The sequence below is a fragment of the Amycolatopsis sp. NBC_01286 genome (genome assembly GCF_035982555.1).
GTDB lineage: Bacteria > Actinomycetota > Actinomycetes > Mycobacteriales > Pseudonocardiaceae > Amycolatopsis.
In genome coordinates this window covers 8,787,168-8,807,009 of sequence record NZ_CP108428.1, presented here as the reverse complement: position 1 = coordinate 8,807,009, position 19,842 = coordinate 8,787,168, and the positions used below count along the sequence as shown (strand labels likewise).

Here is a 19,842-nt window from a genome sequence, read left to right as displayed (position 1 = left end):
TAAGCTCGCGCGGTGGACTTGCCCGTGATGCCGCCCGTGCGGCCGATGCTCGCGAAAGCCGTGCACGACGTGCCGCGCACGCCGGGCCTGCTCTACGAGCCCAAGTGGGACGGTTTCCGGTGCATCGTGTTCCGCGACGGCGACGAGATCGAGCTCGGCTCCCGCAACGACCGCCCGCTCACCCGGTACTTCCCGGAGCTGGTGGAGCTGCTGGCCGCCGCGCTGCCGCCGAGGTGCGTGGTCGACGGCGAGATCGTCCTCGTCACCCCGGCCGGCCTGGACTTCGAGGTGCTGCAGCTGCGGCTGCACCCGGCGGCCTCGCGCGTGCGGAAGCTCGCGGAGGAGACGCCGGCCAGCTTCGTCGCCTTCGACCTGCTCGCGCTCGGGGACACGGACCTCACCGGCGAGCCGTTCCGGGAGCGGCGCCGGCAGCTCGAAAGCGTCCTGCGGACCGACGCCGAAGGGCTGCAGCGCGTCCACCTGACCCCGCTGAGCGAGGACCCGGACCAGGCCGAGGACTGGTTCACCCGGTTCGAGGGCGCGGGCTTCGACGGCGTGATGGCCAAGCCCGCCGACGAGCCGTACGAGCAGGACAAGCGCGTCATGTGGAAGGTCAAGCACGAGCGCACAGCCGACTGCGTGGTGACCGGCTTCCGCTGGCACAAGGACGGCGCCGGCGTCGGCTCGCTGCTGCTCGGCCTGTTCGACGACGAAGGCGTGCTGCACCACGTCGGGGTGGCCAGCAGCTTCACGAAGGCGCGGCGGGCCGAGCTGGTCGAGGAGCTGGCGCCGCTGCGGGAAAACGCGCTGGAGGGCCATCCCTGGCGTTCCTGGGCCGAGTACGAGCCCCAGCCGGGCCGGCAACCGGGCGCGAACAGCCGCTGGGCGCCCGGCAAGGATCTCGCTTGGGAGCCGCTGCGCACCGAGTGGGTGGCCGAGGTCCGCTACGAGCACCTGCAGGGCGGCCGCTTCCGCCACGGCGGGCGGCTGGTCCGGTTCCGGCCCGACCGCACCCCGGAGTCCTGCACGTACGCCCAGCTCGACGAGGCACCGCCCGCGGAGCTGGCCAAACTGTTCGGGGAGGCGCGATGAGCGGCGCGGTGCTGCTGGACGTCGACGGCGTCGAGGTCAGGATCAGCAGCCCGGACAAGGTCTACTTCCCCGAGCGCGGCGAGACGAAGCTCGACCTCGTCGAGTACTACCGCGCGGTCGCCGGGCCGCTGCTGGCCCGGCTCGGCGGGCGCCCGCTGCTGCTGGAGCGCTACCCGGACGGCGCGGGCGGCAAGAACTGGTTCCAGAAACGCGTGCCCCAGGGCGCGCCGCCGTGGCTGTCCACCACGGTGGTGTCGACGCCGAACGGCACCACGAGTGACGCGCTGGTCGCGAAGGACCTGGCGCACATCCTGTGGGCGGTGAACCTCGGCTGCCTCGGCTTCCACGTGTGGCCGTACCGCGCGGACACGCCCGAGGTCGCCGACGAGCTGCGCGTCGACCTCGACCCGTCACCGGGCATCGGGTTCGGCGACCTGTGCGAGGCCGCGCTGCTGACCAGGGAGTTCCTGGGGGAGCACGGCATCGAAGGCCACCTCAAGACGTCCGGCTCGCGGGGCCTGCACCTGTACGTGCTGGTGGAGCCGCGCTGGAACAGCTTCCAAGTGCGGGCCGCGGCGGTCGCGCTGGCGCGGGCGCTCGAACGGCGTCACCCCACGAAGATCACGGCGCAGTGGTGGAAGGAGGAACGCGGCTCGCGCGTGTTCGTCGACTTCAACCAGAACGCGCCGCACAAGACTGTGTTCGGCACGTGGTGCGTGCGCCCGCGCGTCGGCGGCCAGGTGTCCACGCCGATCGCGTGGGACGAGCTGGCCGGTGTCGAGCCCGACACGTTCACGCTGAGCACGGTGCCGGCCCGGCTGGCCGAGCTGGGTGACCCGTGGGCGGGCGCGGGGGAGCGGCCGCAGTCGATCGAGCCGCTGCTGGCGCTGTCGGAGGCCGACATGGCCGGTGGGCTGATGGACGCGCCGTGGCCGCCGGTCTACCCGAAGATGCCGAACGAGCCACCGCGCGTCGCGCCGAGCCGGGCGAAGAAGGCCTGACATTGACGACCGTCGCGGAGTGCGCGGCCGACGACGGACTGCTGATCGCGCTGGTCACGGCGATGACGGCGGAGCTGGTGGTGGTCTACGACCTGCCGGTGGACGCCCAGCCGCCACCCCTGCGGCCGGGAACCCGCTACCTGTTGGCATGGGACGGCGAGCGAGCGATCGGCTGCTGCGCGATCGAGCCGGTGGAGCCGGGCGTGTACGAGCTGAAGCGGATGTTCGTGGCCCCGGACGCGCGGGGTTCGGGGGTGTCGGACGCGTTGGTGACCTCGTCCGAACGCCTGGCCCGGGAGGCGGGCGGGGCTCGCATCCGCCTGGAGACGGGCGCCCGTCAGCCCGCGGCGATGCGCCTGTACGAGCGCGCGGGCTTCCGCCGGGTGCCGAACTTCCCACCGCACGAGGCCGACCCGGAGTCGGTCTGTTACGAGAAACCGCTGGTGTAGGGGCCGACGGCGGCTCGGCGGGATCGGGTGCCGCGTCTGGGCGAGGGGAGGGCCTCGGTCATCGAGGTCGTGCCTGGTCATCGCGGGTTGGCGGCGAGAACGGGTGCGGGCTGAAGTGGCTCGATCACCACCACATCGCGCCTGCCACCTTCAGCGTGCGAAAGACCCCCGTGGGGCCACCGGTGTCACCGCCGGGCCGCCGCGATGCGGACGGCCTCGGACCTCGAGCGCGGCGACAACCCACGAGCACCGCTGCGGCTACATCTCCAGGTCGAGGCTGAGCTGGCCGCGGTTCTCGGTTCCCGGGGCGAGCCGCAAACCCGCCGGGGGAGCGGGCAGGGTCGCCACGCACTCCGGGCACGGTGTGACCTCGGATGTCGTCAAGTCGACAGGCTTCCAGCTGCGCGACTCGCGCTCACCGCAGGCCGACCGCCGGTAGCGGAGGTCGCCCGAGCGGGTCATCAGGTGCGCTTGCGGGACTTCTTCGGGCAGCACGCCGACCAGGTACCAGCGTGGTGCGCTCACCTCGGTGGTCGTCATGGCCGACAGTCTCTGTCGCGGCCGGCGGGAACCCGCGGTTTTGCCGATCTTCGGCGTGGCGCGGGCTCAGGCTTCGTCGGGCAGGTAGCGGAGGATGTGCAGCATGCCGCGCTCGTCGACGACATCCGGGTCTTCGGCGAGGCAGCCGCTCAGGTCGGCGCGGACCGCGTCCGTGTCCAAGCCGGCGCCGATCAGCACCAGCTCGGTGCGGTGTGGGTCTCCAGGTGGCCAGGCCGAGCGGTCGACCTGCACGAATCCGCCCACCGTGTGCAGCCGGAAACGCGACCCCGAACCGAAGTCGGCCTGGCCCTTCATGCGGTAGAGGCCGGCCGGGCGCCGCTCGAGGAACTCGACGAACGCTCGCGGCGCCAGTGGTGTCTCGGCGGTGAAGGTGACCGTCTCGTACTCGGCGTGCAGGTGCCGGGAATGGTCGTGGTCGTCTTCGCGCAGGTCGTCGAAGGACAGCTGGCCGGCCCGCTCGCCGCGGGGTTCCGGGTCGAAGAACAGCCTCGGGTCGACCCGGCCGTGGGCGGTGACCAGCACCGGGCGGCCCGGCGCCAGCTCCTCGACCGTCGCCGTGACCTTCGCCAGCGCGTCGGCGTCGACGCGGTCGGCCTTGTTCAGCACCACCAGGTCGGCCAGCCGCAGGTGATCGGCCAGTTCGGGGTGGCGTTCGCGGGCGGCCTCGAACTCGGCGGCGTCCACCACCTCGGCCAGCCCGCCGTAGCGGATGTCCGGGTTCTCGCTGGCGATCATCAGCCGGATCAGGTCGCGCGGCTCGGCGATGCCGCTGGCCTCGACGACGATGACGTCCATCCCCGCCTCGGCCGACGACAGCCGGCCCAGCATCGCGTCCAGCCCGCTGGCGTCGACCGCGCAGCACAGGCAGCCGTTGCCCAGCGAGACCATCGTGTCGACCTGCCCGGCCACGGCCAGCGCGTCGACGTTCACGCTGCCGAAGTCGTTGACCACGACGCCGACCCGGGCACCCTCGCGGTTGGCGAGCAGGTGGTTGAGCAGCGTCGTCTTGCCCGCGCCGAGGAACCCGGCGACGAGGACCACGGGGATCCGGTTCACGCAACGTCCTCCTCTGCCGATCAGGCGACTCTAAACGACGCGCCCGCACGCGTGCGTACACGGGGGACCGGCGCCGGAAAAGGCCGTTCGGCGATTACCCACGAAAAGCCGAAGATCGGCGCACGGGAAAGAATCACGCGGCCTTCATCGGTAAATGTGATCGATTGACGGGAAATGCGCTGCGACATGTCCGGATAACACGTGGTGACGACTATTTTTCCGACGTTTTCCCAGGCTGTGGCGATATTTCGGGAGACGCGGAACGTACTGGGCATTCGGGGACCGTGTCCCGCGAAACGTGGGGTATCCTGCCCCGCCTGGTCGGAAGCGCCCGTGCTGCAGGCGTTTCCGGCCGACAGTGTTGTCGGCGACCATCGGAGGAACGGTGAACCTTCCCGTCGGGATGCAGATCACGATTTCGGAGAGTGGGGTAGCGCGGTGACTGCTACGTCCGAGCGGGTGACGACCGCGCCGGTACTTTACCACCAACGGGTGTCGGGGGAACAGAGCGTCAATTCCGCGGAGGCCGAGGAATTCCTCAACCTCATGTTCGAAGAAGGGGCCGCCGAACAGGGCACGTGGCTCGAGACGCGGCTCGCCGAGGTGCGCGCCGAAATCGCCGAAACCGGCACCTACCGGCACACGCCCGCCGAGCTGGCGTACGGCGCCCGCGTCGCCTGGCGCAACTCGGCCCGCTGCATCGGCCGGCTCTACTGGAACAGCCTCCGCGTCCGGGACCGGCGCCGGGTCACCGACCCCGCCGACATCGCCGGCGAATGCGTCGCCCACCTGCGCCAGGCCACCCGGTCCGGCCGGATCCGCCCGACCATCACCGTCTTCGCCCCGGACACGCCCGGGGGGCCGGGGCCGCGCATCCACAACGAGCAGCTCATCCGCTACGCCGGCTACCGGCTGGAGGACGGCTCGGTGCTCGGCGACCCGCGGTACGCCGGGTTCACCGAGCAGGTGCGGCGACTCGGCTGGCGGCCACCGGAGCGGAGAGGCTCCTTCGACGTCCTCCCGCTGCTGGTCGAGTCGGACCCCGGCGATCCGCGGCTGTACACGCTGCCCGCGGACGCCGTGCTGGAGGTGCCGCTGAGCCACCCCGACCACCGCTGGTTCGCCGGGCTGGGGCTGCGCTGGCACGCCGTCCCGGCGATCAGCAACATGCCGCTGGAGATCGGGGGCGTCACCTACCCGGCCGCGCCGTTCAACGGCTGGTACCTCGGCACCGAGGTCGGCGCCCGCAACCTGGCCGACGAGGACCGCTACGACCTGCTGCCCGCCATCGCGGAGCTGATGGGCCTGGACACCGGCTCCGAGCGCACGCTGTGGCGCGACCGGGCGCTCGTCGAGCTGACGCTGGCCGTGCAGCACTCGTTCGACGCGGCGGGCGTGACCATGGCCGACCACCACACCGAGTCGCGGCGGTTCCTCACGCACCTGGAGAAGGAGGAACGCGCCGGACGCCGGTGCCCGGCCGACTGGAGCTGGATCGTGCCGCCCGTTTCCGGTGGTCAGACCGCCGTGTTCCGGCGTTACTACGACGAACCCGACCCCGCGACGCGCCCGGCGTTCCTGCCGCCCGGCTGAGGGGAAGCGCCCGTTCGGCGGATCGTGACCGGCCCGCGGCGCCGATTCGAGGACGAAGGCCGACAATGGACCCATGACCGCAGTCCTCGTCGCCCATTCCGGACGACACGGCGGCACCCGGCAGATCGCCGAGGTCATCGCCGCGGAGCTCCGCGAAATCGGCCTGTCCGTGGACGTACGCGACGCGGCCGACGTCGCCACCGTCGACGGGTACGCCGCGGTGGTCGTCGGCAGCGCCCTGTACTACCACCGCTGGCGGCCGGACGCCGTCCGGCTGCTGGAGCACCACGCCCGGGCGCTGGCCGAGCGTCCGGTGTGGCTGTTCCACAGCGGCCCGTGCGGCCCGGGTGCGGCCACCCACCAGGTCGGCCTGCCGGCGAACGTGGCGCTGCTCGCGGCGCGCATCGACGCCGAGCGCACGGCCACCTTCGGCGGCCGCCTCGACCCGTCGACCGTGCGCGGCCTGATCCCGCGGCTGATGGCGTCGGGCCAGCGCGCCGGCGACTTCCGCGACTGGGACCGGATCAAGGCCTGGGCCCGGGACGTCGGCCGCCGGGTGCGCATCGGCGTCCCGCACTGATCACGGCGTCCACTCTTGCCCGCACGGGGTCGTCGGTGCTAGACCAACCCTGAAGTCTTCCGGTGGGGAACCGACGGGACGGGGCAAACGTGACGGATCGGCAGGCGGAACCGGCCCAGGCCAAGAAAGCGCTTACATCGGACCAGCGCAACTCGTTCCTCGCGGCGCTGCTCGGCTGGAGCATGGACTCGTTCGACTACTTCCTCGTGGTCTTCGTGCTGGCGGACATCGCCAAGGACAAGTCGTTCGGCGCGACCGCGACGCAGCTGGCGTTCATCACCACGGCGACGCTGGTGATGCGGCCGGTCGGCGCGCTCCTGTTCGGCCTGTGGGCCGACCGCGTCGGACGCCGGGTGCCGCTGATCGTGGACGTGCTGGTGTACTCGGTGGCCGGGCTGCTCTGCGCGTTCGCCCCGAACTTCACGGTGCTGCTGATCCTGCGGTTCGTCTACGGCGTCGGCATGGGCGGGGAATGGGGCCTGGGCGCGGCCCTGGCGATGGAGAAGATCCCGGTGGCGCGCCGCGGGTTCTTCTCGGGACTGTTGCAGGTGGGCTATTCGATCGGGTACCTGATGGCCGCGCTCGCGTACTTGCTGTTCCACTCGGCGCTGAACCTCGAGTGGCGCTGGATCTTCGTGCTGAGCATCTTCCCGGCGCTGATCAGCCTGCTGATCCGCGCCCGGGTGCGGGAGTCCGAGGTCTGGGAGGCGACGCGGGAGAAACTGCGCGTGACGCGGACGTCGGTCAAGGACGTGCTGCTCAACCCGAAGGTGATCCGCCGGTTCGGGTACCTGATCCTGCTGATGACGGCGTTCAACTGGATGAGCCACGGCACCCAGGACGTCTACCCGAGTTTCCTGAAGGCGCACGACAACGGCGGCGCCGGCCTGACCGCGACGACGAGCACGTGGATCGCCGTGCTGTACAACGTCGGCGCGATCATCGGCGGCCTGACGTTCGGCACGCTGTCCGAGAAGCTGGGCCGCCGCCGCACGATCGTCACCGCGGCGGTGCTCGGCCTGCCGGTGATCCCGATCTTCGCGTTCGACCACGGCGCGGGGATGCTCGCGCTGGGATCGTTCCTGATGCAGGTGATGGTCCAGGGCGCGTGGGGCGTGATCCCGGCGCACCTGACGGAGATGTCCCCGGACGCGATCCGCGGCTTCTACCCGGGCGTGACGTACCAGCTGGGCAACCTCCTGGCGGCGCTCAATCTCCCGATCCAGCAGGCGATAGCGGAGTCCCACGGGTACTCGTCGGCTCTCTTGTGGACGGTGGTCCCGGGCCTGGTGGCGGTCGCGATCCTGACGGCGATCGGCAAGGAGGCCAAGGGCATCAAGTTCGGCGACTCGGCGGTGGCGACGGCCCCGGCGGGGACGACGGGCTGAGCCACCGGACGGCCCCGGCCGTGCACTACCGTGGGGGCACGCGGGAGTGAGGGGAAGGCCGTGCGGCGGTTCTGGTGGGTGGCGGTGGCCGGCGTCATCGTGGTCGCGGGTGCGGCGGTTTTGCTGTGGTGGCCCGGGGATGACGACCAGGGACTGCCGCCGGCGCGGGCGCGTGTCTACGCCGACTACTCGGCGTGCCTGCTGACCGGTCCCGACGGGCTCGCCGCGCCCGGGGTCGCGCCGGTGTGGGCGGGCCTGCAGGACGCGTCGGGCGACACTGGCGCCAAGGTCTCCTACCTCGCCGCGGCGGGCCCGGCCACCGAGGCGAACTACCTGCCGTACCTGAACTCCCTGGCGCAGCGGCGGTGCGACGTCGTCCTGACGGTGGGCGAGCCGGGCACCGCCGTGGCGCTCGCCCAGGCGGGTACCCACCCCGCCATCCGCTTCGTGGCCGTCGGTGCGGCGGGCGGCGCGGCGGCCAACGTCTCCCCCGTGGGGGTGACCGAGCACCTCCGCGCGGACGTCGCCGAGGCGGTCCGCGGGGCCGCGCACGCCGCCGGCCACTGAGAGATTTGGCGCGGTTAGGGCAAATTACGTAGCACAAGTCCGGTTTGTCCTGTGCTCTTGATCTCCGTGATTGGTCGCTTTGCGGGCTGGTGAGACCACCTTCCGCCGTGGTGAACTTTCTCGCCGTTCGTCGGGGATGGTCATCGAGGGGGAGACTCGTGGGTCGTCGTGCTGTCAGGTTCTGTGCTGCCTGGATACTGCTGGCGCTGGCGTTTTCGCTCGGTTCCGGGCAGGCGGACGCCGCTCAGCTCGCGCCGGGTCATCTGCCCGTGCCGGAGTTCACGTCGTGGCTCGGTTCGCTGTTCTCCGGTTCGCCGCACTGGGGCGCGACACCCCGGCAGGCCGGCGGCTCGGCCGACGGCGCGCGCCACGACGCGACCACCGCGGAGACCAGCGCGGACGGCGGCGCCGGGAACGCACCGGGCCGCGCGCCCGGAGAGCTGGCCCCGGAAGCCGCGCACGACCGTAAGGTGACCCCCGGGCCGAGCGGCCCGGCGACGCGTGGCTTCGACGCCGTGACGAGCCACCGCGACGCGACGAAGTCCTCGGCGACGATGAACTTCTTCACCAATGCCGACGGCTCGGTCACCCGCGACTACACCCGGGAGCCGGTCAACTTCGCCGACGGCCCGTGGGGCTGGCGGCCGATCGACACCTCGGTCCGCAGTGGACAGGACGGCCGCTGGCACGAGGCCGCCAACTCCCGGGCCGTCGACTTCGCGGGCAACGCGGCCGACCCGGCGCTGGCCGCCCTCGCCGTCGACGGCGGGCACTCGCTCACGTACGGCCTGCAGGGCGCCGCCCCGGTCGCCCCCCGCGTCGACGGCCGGTCCGCGACCTACCCCGGCGTGCTCCGCGACACCGATCTCGCCCTCGAACCGACGGCGACCGGCGTCAAGGAGTCGGTCGTGCTGCGCTCGGCGGCGGCCCCGAGCACCTGGGTGTTCCCGTTGTCCCTCAACGGTTTGACGCCGCGCGCCGAAGCCGACGGCTCGGTGAGCCTGGTCGACGGCGCCGGGGCGGTCCGCGAACGGATCCCGCGCGGCTACGCCTTCGACTCCCGGGTCGACCCGGTTTCCGGCGACCCGGCCACGACGTATGCGGTCGGCTACGCGCTGACGACGTCCGCCGGGGCGCCGGCGCTGAAGGTCACCCTGGACCCGGCGTGGCTGGCCGACCCGGCCCGGGTGTTCCCGGTGACCGTCGACCCGACCTTCACCGACACGCCGTCCTCGACCTACGCCGAGGCCGGCGCGCCCGGCGACCACTCGATGGAGAAGGTCGTCAAGATCGGGTCGTTCAACTCGGGCCCCGACTCGGCGAACACGTTCCTCAAGTTCCCCGCCGACCTCGACGGCTCCCAGGTCACGGTGAGCTCAGCGACGCTGAAGCTGTTCGACACCTGGGCCTCGACGTGCGTCGCCGAACGCTTCGACGTCGCCCCGGTGACGCAGACGTGGACGCCGTCCGGCGTAACCGCCTACCCGGGGCCGTCCTACGGCGCGAGCATCGGCAACGCCACGCCGTCGGTGCCCACCGCGTGCGCCAACCGCGCGGCCGACCGGACGGTGGGCGATTGGGTGAGCGTGCCGTTGTCGGCGGCGACGTTCACCGGCTGGGCCAACGGGTCGGTGGCGGACAACGGCCTCGCCGTCTACGCGGCCACGAACGACACGCTGCACTGGAAGCAGTTCGACTCGTGGCAGATGAACGCCGGTTTCCAGCCGGTGCTGTCGCTGACCACGAGCGGGAACGTGCCGCCGGTCGTGGACTCCGCCTATCCGGGCGCGGGCGGCGTGACGACCAGTCTCGTCCCGTTCCTGTTCGCCACGGCCCACGACATCGACGCCGGCCCGGGCGCGCTGAAGTACCGCTACCAGGTCGCCGACCAGGCGGGCGCGACCATCGCCGATTCCGGCCTGGTCGCCGAGGGCACCTGGCGGGTCCCGGCCGGGAAGCTGAAGTACAACCAGACCTACTACTGGGCCGTGCAGGCCTACGACGGCTCGTCCTACTCGGCCGACCCGCCGTGGAACCCGCTCACCGTCGGGGTGGACCAGCCGCTGGTGACGTCGTCGCTGTCGCAGAACACCGGCGTGCACGGCGTCGAACCGAGCATCGGCAACTACACGACGTCGGCCACCGACGCGGAGGTGCGCAGCGTCGGGCCCGCCCTGTCCGTGGTGCGCGACTACAACTCCCGTGATCCCCGCACGACCGGGGCCTTCGGCGCCGGCTGGTCGAGCGTGGTCGACGCGCGCGCCGCCGAGCAGTACGACTTCGACGGCACCGGCACGGTCGTCAGCGTGCTGGTGACCTACCCGGACGGCTCCGAAGTGGGCTACGGGAAGAACGCCGACGGCACGTTTTCCCCGCCGTCAGGGCGCTTCGCCACCTTCAAGGCGATCACCGGCGGCTACAGCCTCACCGACAAGAACGACACCGTCTACACCTTCACCCAGGCACTCGGTTCGGGCGTCTACCAGCTTTCCTCGATCACGGACGCCAACGGCCGCGCGACGGCCGTGACCACCGCCGGCGGCCGCGCCACCGCGTTGACGTCGGCGGTCTCCGGCCGCGCCCTGCACCTGGCCTGGACCACCCCGGCCGGGGCCACCAGCCCGCACGTCGCCACGGTCTCGACCGACGACCTCACCCCGGGCGCGCCGCTGACCTGGACCTACGGCTACACCGGCGACCAGCTCACCAGCGTCTGCCCGCCGGGCACGACGACCGCCTGCACGCGATACGGCTACCAGGCCGCGTCGCCCTACCGGACCAGCGCGCTCGACCTCGGCCCGCACTCGCTCTGGCCGCTGGCCGAAGCGTCCGGGACGACCGCCGCGAGCGCGGTGCTGACCAACGAAGGCGCCGACAGCGCGACCTACCACGACGTCACGCTCGGCCGGCCCGGCGCGCTGGCGGGCTCGGCGGCGACGTCGGCCGGGTTCAACGGCACCTCGTCGTACGTGCAGCTCCCGCGGGCCGACGCCGCGGCGCCGAACACGATGTCGGTGTCGATGTGGTTCAAGACCGCGGCCACCAACGGAGTCCTGTTCTCCTACAGCACCATGCCGCTGACCGAGGCGACGAGCCCGGCGTCGCAGTACACGCCCGCGCTCTACGTCGGCAACGACGGGAAGCTGATCGGCGAGTACTGGACCGGCGCGACGGACAAGACCGTCACGACCCCGGCCCCGGTCAACGACAACGCCTGGCACCACGTGGTGTTCACGCACTCCTCGACCAGCCAGGGCATGTACCTCGACGGCCAGTTCGTCGGGTCCACGATCGGCGCGATCGTGCCGATGGGCCCGCAGAACCGCTACATCGGCGCGGGTTTCCTCGGCAACCAGTGGCCCGATCAGGCCAACGCCGGCAAGCCCGGCACCGCGACCTTCTTCAACGGCCAGATCGCCGACGTCGCCGTGTGGGACAAGCCCGTGCCCGGCCAGCGCGAACTGGCGCTCTACCAGAGCGGCAAGCAGCAGTCGAGCCTGCTCACGTCGATCACCCGGCCCTCCGGCGCGGTGCACACGACGGTGTCCTACGACCCGGTTTCCGACGCCGTCACGCAGATCGGTGACGAGAACGGCGGCACCTGGAAGTACGCGCCGCTGACCGCGGCCGGCTCCAGCCAGGTCTACCGCGGCGCCGTTCTCGGCTCGCACCCCGAGCTGTACCAGCGGTTCGCGGACGCACCGGGCACGGCGGTGCCGGCGGGCGAGGTGAACTACCGGCCGTCGGCCTACACGAACGCGACGCTCGGCGGGCCCGGCCCGTTCACCGACTCGACCGCGGCGAAGTTCCCGGGCACCGTCGCCGGGACGACGCTGCCCGACCACCTCGTCAGCGCGTCCACCACGGCTTCGGTGGAACTGTGGTTCTCGACGACGTCGGCGGCCGCGGGCACGCTCTTCTCGACCGGGACGTCGGCCCTCGGCACGGCGAACCCGTCCGCCGGGGCGATGCCGGTGCTCTACGTCGGCACCGACGGCAAGCTGCACGGGCACTTCTGGGACAACTCGGTCGCCGGCATGGCTTCGGCGGGCAAGGTCAACGACGGCAAGTGGCACCACGTCGTGCTCACCGGCGCGAACACCGCCCAGGTGCTCTACCTCGACGGCCAGCAGATCGGCACGCTGTCCGCGCAGATCTCCAACGGCGACCCGCTGGCCTTCGTCGGCGCGGGCGTCTACAACACCCGGGGCTGGCCCGCCGCGCCGACCGGGAACACCTGGAACTACTTCACCGGCTCGATCGGCGAGGTCGCCTTCTACCGCTCGTCGCTCGGCGCCGGGGAGGTCGCCCAGCACTTCCTCGCCGCGGGCAACTCGCAGGGTCTCGCCCCGCTGACGACCGCGACGATCACCGACCCCGCGGGCAAGACGTCGACGCAGCAGTACGACCCGGCCGCCGGGAACCACAAGATCGCCGAGACGGACACGGCCGGGCACCGCACCACCTACGGCTACGACACGGCCGGCTTCCTGCACACCAGCACCGACCCCAACGGCAACGTGGTCACCGTCGGCCACGACGTGCGCGGCAACACCGTCTCCCAGACCACCTGCCAGGACCAGGCCGCCGAGAAGTGCTCGACGTCGTACTCGACGTACTTCCCGGACGACACCACGGCGCAGCTGACGACGGCCGACGCGCGCAACGACCTGATGCTCACCTCGCGGGACCCGCGTTCCTCGGGGGCGACCGACCCCGCGTACCTGACGTCGTTCGGCTACGACACCGCCGGCAACCGCACCTCCGTGACGACCCCGCCGGTGCCGGGCTTCGCGGGCGGGCGGACCACCGCGATCACCTACAGCGACGGCACCGCGGCCTTCCCCGCGACGGACTCGGGGAACGTGCCGGCCGGGCTGCCGGTGAAGACGACCTCGCCGGGCGGCGCCGTCAACCAGGTGGCCTACCTGCACAACGGGGACGTCGCGAGCACGACCAACGCCGACGGCCTGGTCACCCGCTTCGCCTACGACCCGCTCGGCCGCCTGCTGTCGAAGACGGCCGTGTCCGACAGCTACCCGGCGGGCCTGGCCACCACCTACGCCTACGACGGCAGCGACCAGGTCGTCTCGCAGACCGACCCGGCGGTCACCGACCGGGTGACCGGCGCCGTCCACAACGCCGTCACCTCCAGCGTCTACAATGCCGACGGCAGCCTCACCTCGCAGACCGTCGCCGACGGCACCGGCGGCGACGCCGCCCGGACGTCGGGCTCGACCTACAACGACAAGGACCAGGTCGCCTCCAGCACGGACGCGAACGGCAACGTCACCACCTACACCTACGACGTCTACGGCAACAAGAAGAGCGAGACCGACGCCAACGGCACCGAGACCGACTGGACCTACGACGGCGAAGGCCGGCTGCTCACCCAGGGCGTCTGGTACACCGGCAACCCCGCCGACCCGCGGCCCGCGACGTTCCTCGTCCAGAAGTCGAACGCCTACGACCCGGCCGGGCGCCTCGCGTCCGAAATGGACTCGATGGGCGACACCACGTACTACACCTACACCGACAACGGGCTGACCGCGACCGTCGCGCGCAAGGACCCTGCCGGGCAGCAGGCGTTCGTCACCGAGTCGAACACCTACGACGCGGCCGGCAACCAGATCGGCACGGTCACCGGCAACGGCGCGAACACCTCGGCGTCCACAGTGGACGCCGCCGGGCGGGTCTCGCGGACCGTCGACGACCCGGCGGGCGCGGCCCGCACGACGTCGGTGTCCTACACCCCGGACGACCAGGTCGCGACCACCACGCAGGCCGACCCGTCGGGCCGCAGCCGCACGGTCAGCACGACCTACGACCCGATGGGCGTGCTCACCTCCCGCTCGGTCGCCGCGGACGGCGCCGGGCACCCGGTGGGCTGGTGGAAGCTGAACCAGCCGTCGGGCACCACGGTCACCGACTCCTCCGGCACCGGGAACACCGCGGCGGCCTCGGCCGTCACCTGGTCCGACGGCGCCGCGAACCTCGACGGCACCAGCTCGCAGATCGCCACCAACGGCCCGGTGCTCGACACCACGGCGGCCTACACGGTGTCGGCCTGGGTCAAACCGGCGACGCTCGGCTCGGCGTTCCAGACCTTCGTCGTGCAGAAGGGGACCGTGATGAGCGGTCTCTACCTCGAGTACGACGGCAGCAGCCACAAGTGGTCCTTCTCCCGGTTCGGCACCGACGCCACCAACGCCACCGGCTACCGCGCGGAGTCCGCGGCCGACGCGCAGGCCGGGACGTGGACGCACCTGGCGGGCGTGTACAACCCGGGCACCGGCGCGATGACGCTGTACGTCAACGGCGCGCTGGCCGGCACCACCACCGACCCGACGCCGATGGCGAGCACCGGCCCGCTGGTGCTCGGGCACGGCTGGTACCTCGGCGCCAACGGCAACTACGCCACCGGCCAGGTGGCCGGCGTCCAGGCCTACACCCGCGCGCTGTCCGCGGCGGAGGTCACGACGATCTTCGGCGGCGGCCGCAACGGCGGCACGACGGCGTCTTCGGCGGCCGAGACGACGAGCTGGACCGTCGACCAGCGCGGCCTGCCGACGTCGATGACCGACGCGAACGGCAACGTCACGACCTACGCCGGCGACGAAGCCGGGAACCCGGCGGTGACCACCGCGCCGACCGTCACCACGGAGACCAACGGCGGTCCGGCCACCGCCGTGCACCCGGTCACCACGACCGGGTACAACACCTTCGGCGAGCCGGTCGAGGCCGTCGACCCCGACGGCAACCAGCTGACCACCGTCTACGACGCGGCCGGCCAGCCGGTGTCGGTCACCAACCCGGCGTACACCCCGCCCGGCGGCGGCGCCCCGATCACCGCGACCACCGTGCGCACCTACGACAAGATCGGGCAGGTCCTCACCGAGAAGGATCCGCTGAGCCACGTCACCACCATGAGCTACGACCAGCTCGGTGACGTCGCCCAGGTGACCCGGCCCTCCGGCGCCAAGACGACGTCGACCTACGACACCAACGGCGACCGGTTGTCGGTGACCGACGCGAACGGCGTCCGCACCGAGGCGACCTACGACTTCCTGTCACGGCCGCTGACCTCGACGGTGTTCGAGCGGTACCCGAGCACGCTCACCGCGACCACGACGAACTCCTACACCGCGTCGGCCGGCAACCCCGGCGGCGCGCGCCTGGCCTCGACCACGACGCCCGCCGGCGCCGTCACCTCCTACGGGTACGACGGTCTCGGGCAGACCACCGCGGTCACCGACGCGGCCGGGAACACCACCCGGTACGGGTACAGCTACCTCGGGGAGAAGACGTCGGTCACCGCCGCCGACAACACCGCGACGCTGACCGACTACGACCAGTCGAGCCGCCCGGTGCGCGTCACCGGCAAGGACGCGACCGGCGCGGTACTGCGGCAGACGTCGGCGGCCTACGACGCCGGCGGTCGTCTAACGTCCACTGTGGATGGCCGGGGGACCGCGCGGACCTTCACCTACGACAGCGGGAACCGCCTCACCGGGGAGATCCAGCCGGTATCGGCGACGGCGTCCGTCACGACGTCGTTCGGTTACGACGCGGCGGGCAACCGGACGCGGTCCACCGACGGCCGGGGCAGCGCGACGATCACCCGCTACAACGCGTGGAACCAGCCCGAAGCGGTCGTCGAGCCGGCCACCACGGCCTACACCTCGGCCGCGGACCGGACCTTCACCTCGGTCTACGACGCGGCGGCCCGGCCGGTCACGCAGACCCAGCCGGGCGGGGTGACCGTCACGGCGGGCTACGACGACGACGGGAACCTGGTCAGCCAGAGCGGCGGCGGCGCCGAAGCCGCGACGGCCACCCGGACGTTCGGCTACGACCCCGGCGGCCGGATGACCTCGGTGGCCACGACCGAAGCCGGCGTCGCCGGGCACTCGGACCACCACGCGGCGAGCAGCGAAACCTTCGGCTACAACGACCGCGGCGCGCTGCTCACGGCGAGCGGTTCGGCCGGGTCGTCGTCGTTCGCCTACAACACCGACGGCCTGATGACCTCGCGCAGCGACGCGGCGGGCACGACGTCGTACGGCTACGACGGTGCCGACCGGCTCTCGACCGTCACCGACGCGGCGACCGGTGGCACGCAGACTCTGAGCTACAACACCCTCAACCAGGTCAGCGGGGTGAAGTACGGCACGGGCAACGCACGGACGTTCACCTACGACGGCCTGCACCGGCTGACCGGCGACGCCCTGAAGACGGCCGGGGGAGCGGCGATCGCGTCGGTCGGCTACGGCTACGACGCCAACGACGACCTCACGTCGAAGACGACCACCGGGTTCGCCGGATCGGCGGCCAACACCTACACCTACGACCTGGCCGGCCGGCTCGGGTCGTGGAACAACGGTGTCAGCACGGTGGCCTACGGCTACGACGCGGCGGGCAACCGGACCCAGGTGGGCTCGTCGACCTACACCTACGACGCGCGCGACGAGCTGACGTCGGACGGCTCGAACACCTACAGCTACAGCGCGCGCGGAACGCTGCGGGAGCGGGCGTCCTCGACCGGCACCCTGGTGTCCGCGTCGGACGCCTTCGGTCAGATGGCCGTGCAGGGCACGCAGGCCTTCGGCTACGACGGCCTGGGCCGGAACCTGACCGACACGACGATCGCGTCCGGCGCGGCGACGACGTTCGCCTTCTCCGGCCAGGGCAACACGATCGCCTCGGACGGCACGTCGACCTACAGCCGCGATCCGGGTGGCGGCCTCGTCGGCGTCGCCACCGGCGGTGCGGGGGCGTACGCCTTCGTGGACCAGCACACCGACGTCGTCGGGACGTTCACCGCCACCGGGAGCGCACTGAGCGGGTCGAGCACCTACGACCCGTTCGGCAACGTGCTGGCGTCGGCGAACGCCAAGGGGCAGCTGGGGTACCAGTCGGGCTGGACGGACCGGTCGACGGGCAACGTCAACATGGCGGCGCGCTGGTACAACCCGGCGGTCGGGCAGTTCATGAACCGGGACTCGGTGGCGAACAGCCCGGTGCCCAACCCGATGGAGGCGAACAAGTTCGCCTACGTCGACGACAACCCGATGACGGGCACGGACCCGTCCGGGCACGGCTGGTTCAGCGACGCGTGGTCGTTTGTCAGCAACCACGTCGTGGCACCGGCGGCGTCGTTCGTCTACCACCAGGTGATTCAGCCGGCGGCGCACTTCGTCAACACGTACGTGGTGCAGCCGATCGTGCACGTGGCGGTGGCGAGCTACCACGTCGTGCGGGACGCCTACCACGCGGCGGGGCGGGTGGTCCGCAACGCCTACCACGCGGTGGTGCGGTACGCGAAGAAGGTGTACCACGCGGCGGTGCACGTGGTGAAAACCGCGTACCACGCGGTCGCGAAGGTCGTGAAGACAGCCGCGCACGCGGTGGCCCACGCGGCGACGGCGGTGGTGCACGCGGCGGTGTCGGCGGCGAAGACGGTAGGTCACGCGGTGTCGACGGCCGCAGTGGCGGTGGGCCACGCGGCAGCCTCGGCGGCGTCGCACGTGGCGACGTTCGTGAAGGACCACGCGTCGACGATCGCGGGCATCGCGGCGGGTGTGCTGGTCGGCGCGGCGTGCACGGCAGCGACGCTGGGCATCGGAGCGGTCGGCTGCGCGGCGATCGGTGGCGCGGTCGGTGGCGCGGTGTCCTACGGGATGGATTGCTCGAAGGCGCACAACTGTTCGGTCGGCGGCGCGGTGGAGGCGGTCGGCCTGGGCGCGCTGGGCGGTGCGCTGGGCGCGGGCCTGGCGGGCCCGCTGGGCGGCAAGCTGGTGGCGGAGGCGCTGGACGGTGTGCTGCCCCAGGCGGCGACGCAGGGCTTGATCGGCGCGGGTGCGGGCGCGGTCAGTGGCGGCGTGACGGCGTTGGCGGGCTACGGCATGAACTGCGGCCGCGACTGTTCGGTGGGTGGCGCGTTGTCGGCGGCGGGGTCGGGTGCGCTGGCCGGCGGTGTCGGTGGTGCGGCGTTCGGGGCGCTGGGTGGTTTGCGGGCGCGTGGTCGCAGTTCGGCGGAGGAGCCGTCGACGTGCGCGGTGCACAGTTTCCTCGCTTCCACCAAGGTGCTGCTGGCGGACGGTTCTGCGAAGCCGATCTCGTCGCTGAAGGTCGGTGATCGGGTCCGGAACTCTCAGCCGGGCACGGCGGGCGTGGAGTCACACGCGGTCGACCGGGTGATCAAGACGGCGACGGACCACGACTTCGTGGACCTCAAGGTGAATCCGAGCCGGGTTCGTCGCGCGGTAAGTCGTGCGGTGGCGGGTCTCGCTGTGGCTGGGGCCATTGTCGCGGGAGGTCCGGCCACGGCATCGGCGACCGTGACGACGACGTATCACCACCCGTTCTACGACGTCACCCGTGGCGAGTTCGTCGAAGCGGTGGACCTGCAGGTCGGCGACCATCTGCAGACCGCAGAAGGCGGCGAGGCGACGGTCGCGGAGGTGACGCCGTACTACTCGACGGAGGTCACCTACGACCTAACGATCGACGAACTGCACACGTACTACGTGTACGTCGGCGACACGCCGGTCCTGGTCCACAACTGCGGCGGCGGTGACTCGTCGAATCTGTTCGAACACACCCGCGCCGACTCCGGGGCCAGCGCGACTTCGAACCAAGCGGCTGCGGTGTCACGGGACGCCTATACCGGAGAGACCGCTTATGGGGAGAGCGGTGCGGTCCCGGGCAATGTGGCTCCTCCGCTCGTGCCGAGGCTGCGAGCCGCAGAGGCACTCGTGGGCACCCCGGGAGCGCCAGAAGAGTGGGCGCCGGGAACGTGTGCGGAATTCCACGCGTGCAACAATGCTCTCAACAATGTTCCTGGTTCAACGTTGGATGATCTGGAGTATGCCACCATCGACAGGCCGAGTGGTGAGCACAAGCCGTCCTGTGGTTGGTGTCGGCTGATCTTGGGCGGTCCGGGCGGAGCAAGAGAGGTAACTCCTGGTTCATGAGCATTGAAGTGAGTGACAAGCAGCTTGCCGTGATTTTTTCAGATTCGAACTGGTCGCCGGCAAGAGTTGTGGACGTTGAAGGTGTCAAGGTCGCTTGGTTGCGGGCGGGGCACGTTCCGTCCGAAGCGGCGATCGAGTTCGTGGCGGAGTTCGACAGAACAACCTTTCGCTATCCAAGACATGAGTCGATCGGCGGCGACCAGGATTGCTCCTTGGATGCAGTCGAGGCAGTTCGGTCGACGTTTCCGATTGTCATTCGGTCATATGAGAAACGCGTCGGCGAGAATCTGTGCCCGGTCGGCATCGCGGCGTCTCGGCACCTGAACCTGATGCTTTCATCGTCTGGAAAGATGTTCGGTGGGTATGACTCGTTCCTGGCCTGCTACGGCGGATCGGGTCGAGAAGCAATATGGAACATCTACAATCGAGTCAAAGGTGTTCCGGTGTCGGAATGAGTTCGGTTGCTCTGCGGTGCAATCGGCGAGACCGGCCCCGTCTGTCCGGCGCCGAAACCGAGGTAGGCGAACAAGTTCGCCTACCTCGACGACAACCCGATGACGGGGACGGACCCGTCGGGGC

12 protein-coding genes are annotated in these 19,842 nt (G+C 71.2%); 9 read left to right on the top strand and 3 right to left on the bottom strand.

Annotated elements, in window-relative coordinates; all coding sequences use genetic code 11:
• Positions 1-12 precede the first annotated feature (12 nt).
• The 3 genes from OG570_RS40190 to OG570_RS40180 are packed head-to-tail and all read left to right on the top strand — an operon-like array spanning position 13 to position 2,542.
• Positions 13-1,092 (top strand): ATP-dependent DNA ligase, encoded by a 1,080-nt coding sequence (locus OG570_RS40190; RefSeq protein ID WP_326948774.1) that lies wholly within the window; start codon positions 13-15, stop codon positions 1,090-1,092.
• Positions 1,089-2,093 carry a non-homologous end-joining DNA ligase gene (gene ligD, locus OG570_RS40185; RefSeq protein WP_326954022.1) on the top strand — a complete coding sequence of 335 codons (1,005 nt, stop codon included), beginning with the start codon at positions 1,089-1,091 and terminating at the stop codon, positions 2,091-2,093. The genes OG570_RS40190 and ligD overlap by 4 nt, the downstream gene beginning before the upstream one ends.
• A gap of 2 nt (positions 2,094-2,095) precedes the next feature.
• Positions 2,096-2,542, top strand: coding sequence for a GNAT family N-acetyltransferase (locus tag OG570_RS40180; protein ID WP_326954021.1), 447 nt, complete (start codon positions 2,096-2,098; stop codon positions 2,540-2,542).
• 258 nt (positions 2,543-2,800) lie between these two features.
• Here OG570_RS40180 and OG570_RS40175 read toward each other — a convergent pair whose 3' ends face one another.
• From OG570_RS40175 to OG570_RS40165, 3 genes are all read right to left on the bottom strand, one after another.
• Positions 2,801-3,082, bottom strand: coding sequence for a hypothetical protein (locus OG570_RS40175; RefSeq protein ID WP_326954020.1), 282 nt, complete (start codon positions 3,080-3,082; stop codon positions 2,801-2,803).
• Between the two features lie 66 nt (positions 3,083-3,148).
• Positions 3,149-4,159, bottom strand: coding sequence for a CobW family GTP-binding protein (locus OG570_RS40170; protein ID WP_326954019.1), 1,011 nt, complete (start codon positions 4,157-4,159; stop codon positions 3,149-3,151).
• Positions 4,160-4,179: 20 nt separating this feature from the next.
• The gene (locus OG570_RS40165) at positions 4,180-4,434 is read right to left on the bottom strand and encodes a hypothetical protein (protein ID WP_326954018.1); all 255 of its coding nucleotides are present in this window, start codon (positions 4,432-4,434) and stop codon (positions 4,180-4,182) included.
• A gap of 217 nt (positions 4,435-4,651) precedes the next feature.
• On the opposite strand from OG570_RS40165, the gene OG570_RS40160 reads away from it, so the two are divergent.
• The 6 genes from OG570_RS40160 to OG570_RS40135 all read left to right on the top strand — a co-directional run bounded on the left by OG570_RS40160 (position 4,652) and on the right by OG570_RS40135 (position 19,718).
• On the top strand, positions 4,652-5,752 hold the full coding sequence (locus OG570_RS40160) for a nitric oxide synthase oxygenase (RefSeq protein WP_326954017.1): 1,101 nt from the start codon (positions 4,652-4,654) through the stop codon (positions 5,750-5,752).
• Positions 5,753-5,825: 73 nt separating this feature from the next.
• Positions 5,826-6,332, top strand: a complete 507-nt coding sequence (locus OG570_RS40155; RefSeq protein ID WP_326948780.1) for a flavodoxin domain-containing protein — start codon at positions 5,826-5,828, stop codon at positions 6,330-6,332.
• A gap of 182 nt (positions 6,333-6,514) precedes the next feature.
• A complete protein-coding gene (locus OG570_RS40150) occupies positions 6,515-7,720 on the top strand; it encodes an MFS transporter (RefSeq protein ID WP_326954016.1) in 1,206 nt (401 codons plus the stop codon).
• A 60-nt stretch (positions 7,721-7,780) separates the two neighbouring features.
• The gene (locus tag OG570_RS40145) at positions 7,781-8,287 is read left to right on the top strand and encodes a hypothetical protein (protein ID WP_326954015.1); all 507 of its coding nucleotides are present in this window, start codon (positions 7,781-7,783) and stop codon (positions 8,285-8,287) included.
• Positions 8,288-8,445: 158 nt separating this feature from the next.
• Complete coding sequence (locus OG570_RS40140; RefSeq protein ID WP_326954014.1) at positions 8,446-19,263, top strand: LamG-like jellyroll fold domain-containing protein; 10,818 nt, start codon at positions 8,446-8,448, stop codon at positions 19,261-19,263.
• On the top strand, positions 19,260-19,718 hold the full coding sequence (locus OG570_RS40135) for an SUKH-3 domain-containing protein (protein WP_326954013.1): 459 nt from the start codon (positions 19,260-19,262) through the stop codon (positions 19,716-19,718). The genes OG570_RS40140 and OG570_RS40135 overlap by 4 nt, the downstream gene beginning before the upstream one ends.
• Positions 19,719-19,842 lie beyond the last annotated feature (124 nt).

Coding starts and splice junctions, on each gene's coding strand:
- ligD (WP_326954022.1), top strand. CDS start 1,089: ATGAGCGGCGCGGTGCTGCTGGACGTCGACGGCGTCGAGGTCAGGATC.
- OG570_RS40150 (WP_326954016.1), top strand. CDS start 6,515: ATGGACTCGTTCGACTACTTCCTCGTGGTCTTCGTGCTGGCGGACATC.
- OG570_RS40155 (WP_326948780.1), top strand. CDS start 5,826: ATGACCGCAGTCCTCGTCGCCCATTCCGGACGACACGGCGGCACCCGG.
- OG570_RS40135 (WP_326954013.1), top strand. CDS start 19,260: ATGAGCATTGAAGTGAGTGACAAGCAGCTTGCCGTGATTTTTTCAGAT.
- OG570_RS40175 (WP_326954020.1), bottom strand. CDS start 3,082: ATGACGACCACCGAGGTGAGCGCACCACGCTGGTACCTGGTCGGCGTG.
- OG570_RS40165 (WP_326954018.1), bottom strand. CDS start 4,434: ATGCCCAGTACGTTCCGCGTCTCCCGAAATATCGCCACAGCCTGGGAA.